Annotated in this window: 13 protein-coding genes and 1 other annotated feature; of the genes, 8 read left to right on the top strand and 5 right to left on the bottom strand. The window is 33.7% G+C overall.

Annotated elements, in window-relative coordinates; all coding sequences use genetic code 11:
• Positions 1–191: 191 nt before the first annotated feature.
• Positions 192–998: a peptide ABC transporter permease gene (locus SJY24_RS19580; RefSeq protein WP_377865869.1), complete on the bottom strand. Its 807-nt coding sequence runs from the start codon at positions 996–998 to the stop codon at positions 192–194.
• Between the two features lie 153 nt (positions 999–1,151).
• Positions 1,152–1,400, top strand: a binding site (T-box leader).
• 117 nt (positions 1,401–1,517) lie between these two features.
• Between SJY24_RS19580 and SJY24_RS19575 the strand changes: the two genes are divergently transcribed.
• Together SJY24_RS19575 and SJY24_RS19570 are read left to right on the top strand one after the other, a co-directional pair.
• Complete coding sequence (locus SJY24_RS19575; RefSeq protein ID WP_377865868.1) at positions 1,518–2,858, top strand: sodium-dependent transporter; 1,341 nt, start codon at positions 1,518–1,520, stop codon at positions 2,856–2,858.
• Between the two features lie 36 nt (positions 2,859–2,894).
• Positions 2,895–3,809, top strand: a complete 915-nt coding sequence (locus SJY24_RS19570) for an alpha/beta fold hydrolase (RefSeq protein ID WP_377865866.1) — start codon at positions 2,895–2,897, stop codon at positions 3,807–3,809.
• 37 nt (positions 3,810–3,846) lie between these two features.
• On the opposite strand, the gene SJY24_RS19565 is transcribed toward SJY24_RS19570, so the two are convergent.
• Both SJY24_RS19565 and SJY24_RS19560 read right to left on the bottom strand, forming a co-directional pair.
• Positions 3,847–4,422: a nucleotidyltransferase family protein gene (locus SJY24_RS19565; RefSeq protein ID WP_377865865.1), complete on the bottom strand. Its 576-nt coding sequence runs from the start codon at positions 4,420–4,422 to the stop codon at positions 3,847–3,849.
• Between the two features lie 24 nt (positions 4,423–4,446).
• Positions 4,447–5,244 carry a lipid II flippase Amj family protein gene (locus SJY24_RS19560; protein ID WP_377865864.1) on the bottom strand — a complete coding sequence of 266 codons (798 nt, stop codon included), beginning with the start codon at positions 5,242–5,244 and terminating at the stop codon, positions 4,447–4,449.
• A gap of 191 nt (positions 5,245–5,435) precedes the next feature.
• On the opposite strand from SJY24_RS19560, the gene SJY24_RS19555 reads away from it, so the two are divergent.
• From SJY24_RS19555 to SJY24_RS19530, 6 genes are all read left to right on the top strand, one after another.
• Complete coding sequence (locus tag SJY24_RS19555) at positions 5,436–6,101, top strand: HAD family hydrolase (RefSeq protein ID WP_377865863.1); 666 nt, start codon at positions 5,436–5,438, stop codon at positions 6,099–6,101.
• A 355-nt stretch (positions 6,102–6,456) separates the two neighbouring features.
• On the top strand, positions 6,457–7,896 hold the full coding sequence (locus tag SJY24_RS19550; protein ID WP_377865862.1) for a GntP family permease: 1,440 nt from the start codon (positions 6,457–6,459) through the stop codon (positions 7,894–7,896).
• A gap of 52 nt (positions 7,897–7,948) precedes the next feature.
• Positions 7,949–9,151: an alcohol dehydrogenase EutG gene (gene eutG, locus SJY24_RS19545; RefSeq protein ID WP_377865861.1), complete on the top strand. Its 1,203-nt coding sequence runs from the start codon at positions 7,949–7,951 to the stop codon at positions 9,149–9,151.
• A 145-nt stretch (positions 9,152–9,296) separates the two neighbouring features.
• On the top strand, positions 9,297–9,995 hold the full coding sequence (locus tag SJY24_RS19540; protein ID WP_377865860.1) for an aspartate/glutamate racemase family protein: 699 nt from the start codon (positions 9,297–9,299) through the stop codon (positions 9,993–9,995).
• A gap of 87 nt (positions 9,996–10,082) precedes the next feature.
• Positions 10,083–10,556 carry an SAM-dependent methyltransferase gene (locus SJY24_RS19535; protein ID WP_377865859.1) on the top strand — a complete coding sequence of 158 codons (474 nt, stop codon included), beginning with the start codon at positions 10,083–10,085 and terminating at the stop codon, positions 10,554–10,556.
• Positions 10,553–10,993 carry a GNAT family N-acetyltransferase gene (locus SJY24_RS19530; RefSeq protein WP_073518498.1) on the top strand — a complete coding sequence of 147 codons (441 nt, stop codon included), beginning with the start codon at positions 10,553–10,555 and terminating at the stop codon, positions 10,991–10,993. The genes SJY24_RS19535 and SJY24_RS19530 overlap by 4 nt, the downstream gene beginning before the upstream one ends.
• Before the next feature lie 57 nt (positions 10,994–11,050).
• Here SJY24_RS19530 and SJY24_RS19525 read toward each other — a convergent pair whose 3' ends face one another.
• Both SJY24_RS19525 and SJY24_RS19520 read right to left on the bottom strand, forming a co-directional pair.
• Entirely contained in the window at positions 11,051–11,578 is a 528-nt protein-coding gene (locus tag SJY24_RS19525; protein ID WP_377865858.1) for an HAD-IIIA family hydrolase, read from the bottom strand.
• 29 nt (positions 11,579–11,607) lie between these two features.
• On the bottom strand, positions 11,608–12,039 hold the full coding sequence (locus tag SJY24_RS19520; RefSeq protein ID WP_377865857.1) for a GNAT family N-acetyltransferase: 432 nt from the start codon (positions 12,037–12,039) through the stop codon (positions 11,608–11,610).
• Positions 12,040–12,138 lie beyond the last annotated feature (99 nt).

The following is a 12,138-nucleotide window of genomic DNA, read 5'->3' as shown; positions in this document are numbered from 1 at the left end:
GTTGAGGGGAAAATTAAGGGTTGTATTATTTCTTGAAGTCATCTTAAATTATGTTTTAATAGGTAGACGTTATAGGGATTGTAGTCATGCCTACTACATCGATAGATAAAAGCTATTCAGCAAAAAGAAGCGGCGTAACAAAAAGAAGATAAAGACGATTTAGATGATTAATATACAATTGGGCATTGCTGTTAATATTTTGTCATAAATCTCTGTTTGAACGAAAAAAGAAGATTTCTTTTTTCTCTCTTTTCTTTTGCTAATACACTTAATAAAAGAGAGTTATCGATATGGACCAATTCATTTTTTAGTGCATGTTGCATTCCAGATAACATCATGTATACAGCTAAAATAACTATAGTGAAAAATAAAACAGGTCCGAATGCTACCCAAGTTAATACATTTAAAAATTGATGATTGTGACCAAGTAAAACAAGTGTACCAGCAATGTTAAATGAAATGGTTTGAAATAATGCTAAATGCAGCAATAAAACTAAGGTTTGCAGCATTTGTTGATAAATCCAAATGACAAATAACTGTACACAAACGACGAAAAATAAGTCTGGCAATGATTCTAGTACGTGCAAAGTTTTAAGAATAAGAGATTGTATGCGTTTAGGAAAGTAAAATGTAAGTATGGTAAAAGTTGTAGAAAGGAGTACGGCGATAAGGAAAGCACAAATCATAATAGTTAATGTATGGGTATATGATTCTAGTAAATAGGGAAAAAGATCACGGTCTGGTGATTGCGTGCCAGCGCTGCTAATTTTATAAGTAATACTTGTAGGATGAAACAAAGAAGAAATAACATTTGATATCGAATTGAAATAGTTACTAAAATTAAATTGTAAAGTAGGTGTTGGCGGCATAGCTAGTGATGTTGTTGGACTTAGAGGTGCACCGAAAAACAATTGTGGCAAGGAACAAATCGCAATAATACCAAAGAGGATGAAAAATGAGCGGATAATAAAAAAACATCCATTCTTTAAAAGTGACATAACATATTTTTCTCCATATATTTTATTTGTAAATATTTTCTATATGAAGCTATAAAAATCCTTTTCGACAAAATAATTAATATATATCTTGACAGTTATAAATATAACCGATATACTTCATATTAATTTCAAAAGAAAATATATTCTAAATATTAAAATGCATTGAATAGGAGTAGTAAGGTCATGTATTTGTACAGAGAGCTATGGGTTGGTGCGACATAGTCAAATGACATCCTGAACTCGCCTAGGAGCAGTAAGGTGGAACGGAATCACATTCTTAGTAAATCTTAACGGTTAACCTTCGATATTAGGTTTGTAATCAAACGATTACTACTAAGGTGGATTCATAATGGAATCAATAAGGGTGGTACCGCGTTAAGTAAATGGCTTAGCGTCTCTTTATATAAAGAGATGCTGAGCCATTTTTTATTTTATAGAAAAAGAAATGGAGGGTTTATTCGGATAGGTGTATAAAATTTATTTATTTATATAAAAGGATTTAATTAGGAGGAAAATAGGATGAAACAGACGGAGCAATGGACTTCGAAACTAGGATTTATAATGGCAGCAGCAGGATCAGCAATTGGACTTGGCGCAATATGGAAGTTTCCTTATATTGCTGGAAAGAGTGGGGGAGGAGCATTCTTTTTAATCTTTATATTATTTACTGTATTAATTGGATTACCGCTACTTATAGCTGAATTTATGATTGGACGTAGTACACAGAAACAAGCAGTTGGAGCATTTAAAAGTATCGCACCAAATACAGGATGGCACTGGATTGGACGTCTTGGGGTTGGGACTTGTTTTATATTACTTTCATTTTATAGTGTTGTAGGTGGATGGGTACTAATTTATTTATTCAGAGGAGTAACTGGACAACTTATTACTCCGGGACAAAATTACGGTTCGTTATTTACTGAAACAATTGGAAATCCGGTTTGGGCTATTACTGGACATTTCGCTTTTATGTTCATTACGATATGGGTTGTATCAAAAGGTGTACAAAACGGAATTGAAAAAGCAAGTAAATATATGCTACCAGCATTGTTCGTTTTATTTGTCGCTCTTATTATTCGTTCATTAACACTGGATAATGCGATGCAAGGCGTGAAGTTTTTCTTACAACCAGATTTCTCAAAGATTACTTCAGAAAGTATTTTATTCGCAATGGGCCAATCATTCTTTGCGATTAGTATAGGGATTTCGATTATGGTTACGTATAGCTCGTATTTAAATAAAAAAGAAAGTTTACCAAAATCAGCAGTTACAATTGTCGGATTGAATTTATTCGTATCTTTATTTGCAGGTCTTGCTATATTTCCAGCAGTATTTTCATTAGGAATGGAGCCGACAGAGGGGCCGGGCTTACTATTTATTGTATTGCCATCTGTATTTAGCCAAATTCCATTCGGAGGATTGTTCTTAACTGTATTTCTTGCGCTATTTACATTTGCCACATTAACCTCGGCATTTTCTCTACTAGAGACGGTTGTTTCAGCATTAGCAAATGGTGAACAAGAAAGAAGAGCTAAACTTTCATGGATCATCGGTTTCTGCATTTTCCTAGTAGGTATACCATCTGCCTTATCATTTGGAGTATGGAGTGATATTACGATTTTTGGGAAGAATATTTTTGATACAGTAGACTTCTTATCTAGTAATATATTAATGCCGCTTGGAGCGCTATTCATTAGTATTTTCGTATCATTCAAGATGGAAAAGAAAGTGCTAGAAGCTGAATTTTTTGTAGGTGGAAATTACGGAAAGATAGTATTTACTATCTGGGTATTTTTACTTCGATTTGTAGCACCACTTGCGATAGTTATCGTATTTTTAAATGTAATAGGGATTATTTAAGTTTAAATGTTATAATATTCAGTAAAAAAGAAGGTGATGATCATAAAAACGAATTTGATTGAAGTTGGAAAATATATGAACATTAGAGGGAAAAAGCTATACGTTGAAACACATGGAAGTCCTAAAAATAAACCAGTATTATTTTTACACGGTGGTCCAGGTGAAAGCTGTTATGATTTTTCATTTCATCAAGCGGAACGATTAAAAGATTCCTTATATGTAATTATGATAGATCAAAGAGGGGTTTGTCGGTCAGAAGTAATTACCGAAGAAGAAACTTTTGGACTATGTGATTTAATTCAAGACTGTGAAGAACTAAGAAAAGTATTTCAAATTGAGAAATGGTCTGTAATTGGACATTCTTTCGGTGGATATTTAGCATTGTTATATGCAAGGGCGTATCCAAATTCAATAGAGAAAATAATATTCGAAGGGCCGACTTTCGATTTTTCATTAACAAGTAGAGCTCTATTACAAAAGACAGGAACGTTATTAAAAAAGTATGGAAAAGAAGCGGTAGCAGAAGAGTGCCTAACTTATGCATCTAGTAATGCTAATTCGGAAGAGTTACTAGATGCATATATAAGGTTAAGTGATGAATTAGATGAAAAAAGAATGGAAATTTACAACTATAAGGAAGATGAGACAGACGATAGCTTATATAGTGACGAAGAGTGGGAACAATTTTCGAATCGTTCCAAAATCCATTTCGATAGATTAAAATCAGAGGGAGCATGTCATATATCATTGTTATCAAAAATAAAAGAAATAAAGAATCCAATGTTATTAATTGTAGGAAAATACGATGTAGTAACGTGTGAAAAACAAATTGAAATATTTAATAATGATGCTTCAAATGGGAAGTATATTGTATTCGGAGAAAGTGGTCATTCACCGCATTATGAAGAAGCAGAGAGATTCGCAGAAACAATCATTCATTTTTTGAAATAAAAAAGAAAGGTGCTTCTAATAATGAGAAGCACCCTTTTTAAATTTCGGGATAAGTGATTGTAATGTTAGGCCATTTGCTTTGCCAATTCTTTTTATTAACCCTATTTTTATACATATGTATTCGTTCTTTCGTTTCAAGAAAATGAGGTGTAGGTTTCACTTGTAATGAAAGTAAATCTTCTATTCCGCACGGGGATGTTAATATGACTTTATTTTGTTCGTCCAAAGAAACACCAAGAGCGGTTGCTGTTTCAGGAAATTTAGAAATAGCATCAACAGAAGAAGAGTATGGCGGCATTCCATTCACTACATGCATGCGCGTTTGATTTTTTACTGACCAAGGGATAGAGGCATCCAGATTCGTCAGCTTCTGTTCTAATGATTGTTCGTATACCTCATCTTTATATAATGGATCAAAATAAATGACATCGACGTCGGGTGTAGCTGTTCGCACTTCGTAGTTATGTAAAGTATCCCAAATTTTAGAGCGGACAAATCCAGCGCAAACCCACCAATCAGGTAGCTCTAGTGATTTTGCCATTTGTAATACATTCATCATCCATTCGTCGTTTTCTATTAAGTGAATTAAATCTTGCTCTGTTTTTATATTCATTGATAAATACACCTTCCTAGTAGATTAATGCATCAGCTCAATAATCCATAAAATCCAGTAAGCACCTGGTACGAACAACAGTTGTGCGAGTAAAGTACCGAGAAGTCTAGATATCATTAGCCAACCATACATTTTACTCATAGATTCAGCACCCTTTTCTGATTGTAAAGCACGTTCTGTTAAAAGGGCAATGCGTGGATCGAGTAGCACTGTTAATAAAATGGTAGCAAAACCATTAACAAGGCCGGAAGCTGTACTTGCATTTGTTGCGTAATCTGGGTTTAAAAAGGAAGCGTAAAGGGCTGAAAGTACCCCCGCTGTATAAATTGCAGTAGCAAACATGTTAATAAGCATAATACGCTTTGGGATACCACCGATCCTCATTCGATGAATCATTTCGAATTTAGGGAAGCGTACATATTTTTTTGTATACTTTAATTTTTGAATGTTATTCGTCTTCATCATTCGAATGAATGAACCATCTGTTTCAAAGTTTTGAATCACGTATCCAAATAACTTTGTCAAAGTTGGATAGAGTATAATCGCGAGCAATGTACCGACGGAAGCAGATAATAGAACGAGCCGTATAATATGCTCTAAATCAATAGAAGAATCTAGTTTTGCTTCATCGACAATACCACCGATTAAAAAGGCTTGTAGTAAGTTAGATGTTCTTGAAATAAGCAGTACCATTCCTACGACGGATAAGGCAACGGCAATCTTTTTTAAACGTACACCAGCTAATCGAATACTATAAGAGCTAGTTTCAACCGCGTGGATAACAATTGTGAAAGCCATTATAAAAATTAATGTAATTGACATTTGATTCACCAGTTTCTATTAAATTGAGTATAACTTTTTCACTTTATCATATCTTTTGAGATTTTGTAACTGAAAGTATAAGGATAAGAAAAAGTAATTTTCTGAAAAGTTAAATGGTGATAGTATAGTAAAGGGCTAAGTAGGAGAATGGCTTTAATGGGGTACATATAAAATCAGTGGGGGAATTAAATATGTATAAAACATTTCTATTTGATTTAGATGGAACATTAACGGATCCGAAAGAAGGGATTATAAATTCTGTTCTATACGCGTTAGAAAAAATCGGGATTGAAGAAGTAAATATAAGCGAGTTAGATTCATTTATCGGCCCACCAATACAACAATCTTTTGTAGATAGATATAATATGAACGAAATAGAAGTAGAACGAGCAGTGTTTTACTTTCGGGAGTATTTAAAGCAAAGTGGTTTATTAGAGAATAAAGTATACGATGGAATTACAACCCTATTGCAAGAATTAAAGGATACTGATAATCGTTTGTTTGTAGCGACATCAAAACCTACTGTATTTGCGAAACAAGTAATAGAGCACTTTCAGTTGACAACTTTTTTTGAAGAGATTGTAGGGAGTAATTTAGATGGGACAAGAATAAAAAAGGAAGAAATCATTGCTCATATTTTACAAACAAATGAAGAACTTAAAAAAGAAGAAATGGTGATGATTGGTGATAGAAAGCATGACGTAATTGGTGCGAACCGTAACGGAATTGCTTCAATAGGTGTATTGTATGGATATGGTAGTGAGATTGAATTGAGTGATGCTGGGGCGCTTCATATAGTGAAAGATGTCGAAGAGTTACAAAGCTTTTGTATAGAGAATAGTACGATAAAACTATAGAAATAGAACCTAGAAATCCCTTTATAACATATGACGATGAAATCGTTTTTGTTTAAAGGGATTTTACATATGTAATCGAATACTATAATTAGACAATTTTAGCATGAAAAATTTGTAATAAAGTGAAACTTTAATCAGTGGAAGTTTTGTCCATCCTCCACTGATTATCAGCCATCACCAATTGGGCTTTTACCCTGCCTAGCTTCCGCGCATTTGCTGAATTTTAAGGCGGGAGTTACTGCCCGCAAATAGCGGGATAAAAAGAGGAGGAATGTCATGAAATAAAAGGGTTTGAAATGCCAGTAAAAGTTCGTTATTAAAAGATTGAATTTTCAGTTTAAAAGGAGGGTTATAATTGGAGCTAGTTATTATATTATTAGCACTTAGTTTACTAATGTTTGTAGCATATAGAGGGTTTTCTGTTATTTTATTTGCACCGATATTTGCATTATTTGCGGTATTTTTGACAGAGCCTAGTTTTGTATTACCTTTCTTTTCAAATATTTTTATGGAGAAAATGGTAGGTTTTATTAAACTATATTTCCCTGTATTTTTACTTGGGGCAATATTTGGGAAAGTAGTAGAAATGTCAGGAATTGCGGACTCGATTGCAAAGACAATTATAGAGTTAGTTGGTGAAAAGCGTACGATATTAGCGATTGTATTAATGGGGGCTATTTTAACGTATAGTGGTGTTAGTGTTTATGTAGTAGTGTTTGCTGTATATCCGTTCGCAGCTAAGTTATTTCGACAAGCGGATATTCCAAAGCGTCTAATCCCTGGAACGATTGTTCTTGGAGCAGTAACGTTTACAATGGATGCGCTACCTGGATCACCACAAATTCAAAACGTAATACCTACAACCTTTTTTAAAACGGACATTTATGCTGCGCCGGTACTTGGTATTGTAGGGGCAATTTTTGTTCTTACATTAGGTTTACTATATTTAGAAAGTAGACGTAAGAAGGCAAAAGAAGCAGGTGAAGGATATTTTGGTTTTAACGATGGAAATTCTGAAATGGCAGCATCTTTACAATTAGAACAAAAAGATATGCCGATACTAAGCGGTATTGAAATCACAAGAGTGCAACAGGTGATTGCGTTTGTACCACTTATTTTAGTAGGTGTAATGAATAAAGTTTTCACAATCATGATACCAAAGTGGTATCCGAATGGCTTTGATTTCTCAGCTATTGGTATGAAAGCATTTGGAAAAGTAGAATTAAGTGCAGTAGTTGGAATCTGGTCAGTAGAATTGGCACTTATTATAGGTATTTTAACAACGTTATTATTATATTGGAAACGAGTAGTAACAGGATTCCAAGCTGGATTGAATACAAGTATTGGTGGAGCGTTACTTGCAACGATGAATACAGGAGCTGAGTTTGGGTTTGGTGGTGTTATTGCCGCACTTCCTGGCTTTGCGATAATGAGAGATGGCATCTCTGCAACGTTTACTAACCCATTAGTGAATGGGGCAGTAACGACGAATATTTTAGCTGGAATTACAGGTTCAGCATCAGGCGGAATGGGAATTGTGTTAAGTGCGATGGGGGATAAATTTATTGCTGCAGCAACGCAATATAACATTCCATTAGAAGTTATGCACCGAATTGTATCAATGGCGTCAGGTGGAATGGATACATTGCCGCATAATGGTGCAATTATTACAATATTGACGGTAACGGGATTAACACATAAGCAATCATATAAAGATATTTTTGCTATTACAGTTTTGAAAACGCTCGCTGTATTTATAGTTATCGCATTCTATACTTTAACAGGAATTTATTAAATAGATATTTTATGGACTAAAATATTAATTAGGGTAAGAAGGAGTGGAGTACTTGCAAGAGGTTGCTGAGTTTCGTATGCCGAAGTCTGTATTATATGGAAGAAATTCGCTTGAAAAGCTGGGGGAGCAATCCAAGAAGTTGGGGAAAAGAGCGTTTATAGTTACTGATACAATTATGGAGAATTTAGGATATGTTGAAAGGTGTATACAACAACTAAATACGAAAGGTATTACTGTTATTACATATAATAAAGTAAATGCTGAGCCTACAAATATACACGTGTTAGAAGCGTTAACGATTTGTAAAGAAGGAAAGTGTGATTTTATAATTGGTATTGGTGGTGGAAGTTGTATTGATGCTGCGAAAGCAGTTGCGGTGTTATATACAAATGGTGGTGAAGTGGAAGATTATGCCCAAAAGGATATGGAAATAGACAATGATCCGCTACCACTTATTGCAATTCCAACAACTTCTGGTACTGGATCGGAAGTAACAAGTGTAGCAGTAATTACGAATAAACGAACAGATGTAAAAATGATGATGAAGCATCCGAGTTTTATCCCGCAAGTAGCAATTATTGACCCGATTTTAACACGTTCGGTACCACCTCATATTACAGCAGCAACAGGGATAGATGCATTATGTCATGCAGTCGAAGCATATATTTCTAAAGTTTCACAATCACTTACAGATGTACTGGCACTTTCAGCTATTGAAAGTATTATGAAATATTTACGTATTGCATATGAAGATGGTGAGAATATGGAAGCAAGAGAAGCGATGATGATTGCTTCCTTACAAGCTGGAATCGCATTTTCAAACGCATCTGTTACGTTAGTTCATGGAATGTCAAGGCCAGTAGGAGCATTATTTCATGTACCACATGGTATATCGAATGCAATACTATTACCTACAGTTTTAGAATATACAAAAATTAGTGCAGTAAAAAGACTAGCGGAAATTGGACGTTGTTTAAATAAAGATTTGTATTCATATTGTGATGAAGAAGTAGCCGACTACACGCTGGGAGAAATAAAAAAACTTTGTTTTGATCTTCGTATTCCAAATTTAAAAGAATACGGAATTGGTGAAGTTGAATTTGAAAAAGCTATTTCTAAAATGGCATCAGATGCAATTGAAAGTGGGAGTCCAGCAAATAATCCACGTGTGCCATCATATGATGAAATTAAACAGTTGTATCGAGAATGTTTTCATTATCAATATAAAGATTCTATAAAAACATTAGAGGAATAATTTCAGAATATTCTTATAAAATTTCCTTGGAAATAGTTAAAACAAGACTTTATATTATAAATGTAAAGTCTTGTTTTATTATGTATAATATACATAATAAAACGTTATAATTAATTTTAAAAAACAGTATAAGGTGGGTTGTTTAATGAAAACAATAGGTTTAATTGGTGGTATGAGTTGGGAATCAACTTCTGAATACTATCGAATCATAAATGAAGAAATAAAAGAGAGATTAGGAGGGTTACATTCAGCGAAATGTATGATTAATAGTGTGGACTTTGAAGAGATTGAACGATTCCAGTCTAACGGAGATTGGAATGGAGCAGGAGAAGTATTAGGGAATGCGGCGTATTCGTTACAGAGGGGAGGAGCAGATTTTATAATTATTTGCACAAATACAATGCATAAAGTAGTGGAGAAAATAAAGGAGAATATTAATATTCCAGTGTTACATATTGCTGATGCAACTGCGAAAGAAATTAAAAGGAAAGATATTCAAACGGTTGGTTTGCTTGGAACTAAATATACAATGGAGCAAGATTTTTATAAGTTACGCATAGAAGAGAATCATATAAAAGTAATGGTTCCATCAAAAAAGGATAGAGATAAGATAAACGAAGTAATATATACAGAATTGTGTTTAGGAAAGATAACACCTCAATCTAGAGAGTATTATAAAAGAGTTATAGAAGAACTAGTACAAGAAGGGGCACAAGGAATCATATTAGGTTGTACAGAAATAGGATTATTAATAAAGCAGGAAGACGTATCAATACCGATATTTGACACAACTCATATACATGCAGTTGAAGGAGTTAATTTCGCTTTACAAAATAGATTATAATTATATTATGTAACCTAGTTCGTGTGTGTGGAAAACATTCAGAAAATACTTTATAATGTAAGTGGTTACATTTAAGGGGGAATGCGTATGTTTTCAGTTCAGCCAATCGCATTTGTACATAATGAAAGAAAGGAAATAAAAGACGATGAGTGGGGAGAAGTAAGATCCTATATTACTTTAACTGAAATGTATACAGAGGAAAGTATACAAGGGATTGAAGATTTTTCTCACATTGAAGTTGTTTTTTATTTTCATAAAGTAACTGATGAACAAATTCAATATTTTGCTAGACATCCTAGAAATAATAATGATTATCCTAAAGTAGGCATTTTTGCACAGCGTGGGAAAAATCGTCCGAATCGCATAGGAGCCACAATTGTAAAGGTAATCAAAAGAGAAGGTAAATCAATTATTGTTGAGGGGTTAGATGCTATTGATGGCACCCCTATATTGGATATAAAGCCGATAATGAAAGAGTTTATGCCGAAAGAAGAAATTGTACAGCCTAAATGGGCAACAGATATAATGAGAGAGTATTGGAAGGGGAATGGAGTAAAATGAGAATATATGAGGCAACAATTGCAGATTTAGATGGACTAGCATCAGTTTTTAATAACTATCGTATGTTTTATAGACAAGATTCCGATATAGAAGGAGCAAAAGTATTTTTGCGAAATCGAATCGAGAGAAAAGAATCCGTTATTTTCGTAGCAGTTGAAGACGGTGAATATATTGGATTCACACAATTATATCCATCATTTTCTTCCATTTCGATGAAAGAATTATGGATATTAAATGATCTGTTTGTACAAGCCACTAAGCGCGGAGCAGGAACAGGTAAAAAATTACTAGAAGCTGCTAAAGAATTTGCCTTAGAAAATGGTGCAAAAGGTGTAAAATTACAAACGGAGATTGATAATTTATCAGCACAGCGATTATACGCTGAAAATGGTTATTTGAGAGATAATCGTTATTTCCATTATGAATTAACGTTTTAAAAAAATATAAGATTAAAAAAGACATTTTCATTGTGAAAACGTCTTTTTTAATCTGTATTATAGTTGATTTAAAACCCAATTTGTAGCATCCTCAAAGTTTTCTGCAATGTAGTTTGGTTCAATATGTGCCCATTTGTCTCGGTACGTATGTAAAGCATCATATCCAGCGCCTGTTCGCACTAATATCGTTGTCGCATGTACTGTTGCTCCTGCAACGATATCGGTCCAGCGATCACCAATTACAGCGCATTTTGTTAAAGTAAGCCCGTGTTTTTCAGCTGCTTGTAGCAGCATACCTGTATTTGGTTTGCGACATTCACAACCATCACCGTGTTTGTGAGGACATACGTAAATATCATCAAAGCCGAACCCTTTTAATTCCTGTACAAAATCAGCAACAGTGGCTATCCCATCTGCGATACCTGGTTGATTTGTAAAGGAGAAAACCTTTATGTTTTTAGCTTTTAGTTTTTGTAATGCTGCTTTTGTAAAAGGAAATAATGTAAAAGAGCCTGGATAATGTATTGTAGTGTCACCGCCAATTGTACCGTCACGATCAATAAAAATAGCTTCGATGTTTGTCATAGTTATAGTCCTTTCAATTTATAAGTAGTTTAAAAATGTTTTACAAATCGATATCCATTTATTTCATACCCTAATTTTTTATAAAATGGATGTGCTTCTACTCTTTTTGTACCACTGACTAGCCATGTGCCGATACAATTATGTGTCTTTGCTAATTGCTCTGCATAATCCATTAATATTTGTCCAATGCCTTTTCGCCGTATTGTAGAATCAACGCTAATAATTGAAATTTCTCCATAACGAGTTATATCTTCTAAATTTTCACGTATACGAAACCCAAGTAATCCATATATATTTTCTTCTTCCTCATAAACATATAAAAAATCAAAGGGACTCATTTGTACGAATTGCAATCGGTTGTTCATATCTTCATAGGAAATAGAGGAACCTTTTAACTCTTTCGTTAAAGAACAAAGTGCATCTATATCGTCTATCGTAGCTTCACGAATTTGAAAAGACATATTATCCACTCCAATAAAATGTAATCAAACATTAAGTATTTCTGTAAAAAAATATTTATTCCTGCTATGAAAATAAATATTTTATAATGATATATAGAT

It is taken from the genome of Bacillus sp. R86525 (assembly GCF_042466195.1).
In the GTDB taxonomy this organism is placed as follows: Bacteria; Bacillota; Bacilli; order Bacillales; family Bacillaceae_G; genus Bacillus_A; species Bacillus_A nitratireducens.
The sequence above is the reverse complement of the archived record's forward strand: the minus strand, read 5'-3'. Positions and strand labels throughout refer to the sequence as shown.

What these genes read in the sequence shown, in the direction of transcription:
- SJY24_RS19570 (WP_377865866.1), top strand. Translation starts at nt 2,895, where the DNA reads ATGATCATAAAAACGAATTTGATTGAAGTTGGAAAATATATGAACATT.
- SJY24_RS19530 (WP_073518498.1), top strand. Translation starts at nt 10,553, where the DNA reads ATGAGAATATATGAGGCAACAATTGCAGATTTAGATGGACTAGCATCA.
- SJY24_RS19580 (WP_377865869.1), bottom strand. Translation starts at nt 998, where the DNA reads ATGTCACTTTTAAAGAATGGATGTTTTTTTATTATCCGCTCATTTTTC.
- SJY24_RS19565 (WP_377865865.1), bottom strand. Translation starts at nt 4,422, where the DNA reads ATGAATATAAAAACAGAGCAAGATTTAATTCACTTAATAGAAAACGAC.
- SJY24_RS19520 (WP_377865857.1), bottom strand. Translation starts at nt 12,039, where the DNA reads ATGTCTTTTCAAATTCGTGAAGCTACGATAGACGATATAGATGCACTT.
- SJY24_RS19555 (WP_377865863.1), top strand. Translation starts at nt 5,436, where the DNA reads ATGTATAAAACATTTCTATTTGATTTAGATGGAACATTAACGGATCCG.
- SJY24_RS19575 (WP_377865868.1), top strand. Translation starts at nt 1,518, where the DNA reads ATGAAACAGACGGAGCAATGGACTTCGAAACTAGGATTTATAATGGCA.
- SJY24_RS19525 (WP_377865858.1), bottom strand. Translation starts at nt 11,578, where the DNA reads ATGACAAACATCGAAGCTATTTTTATTGATCGTGACGGTACAATTGGC.
- SJY24_RS19535 (WP_377865859.1), top strand. Translation starts at nt 10,083, where the DNA reads ATGTTTTCAGTTCAGCCAATCGCATTTGTACATAATGAAAGAAAGGAA.
- SJY24_RS19560 (WP_377865864.1), bottom strand. Translation starts at nt 5,244, where the DNA reads ATGTCAATTACATTAATTTTTATAATGGCTTTCACAATTGTTATCCAC.
- SJY24_RS19540 (WP_377865860.1), top strand. Translation starts at nt 9,297, where the DNA reads ATGAAAACAATAGGTTTAATTGGTGGTATGAGTTGGGAATCAACTTCT.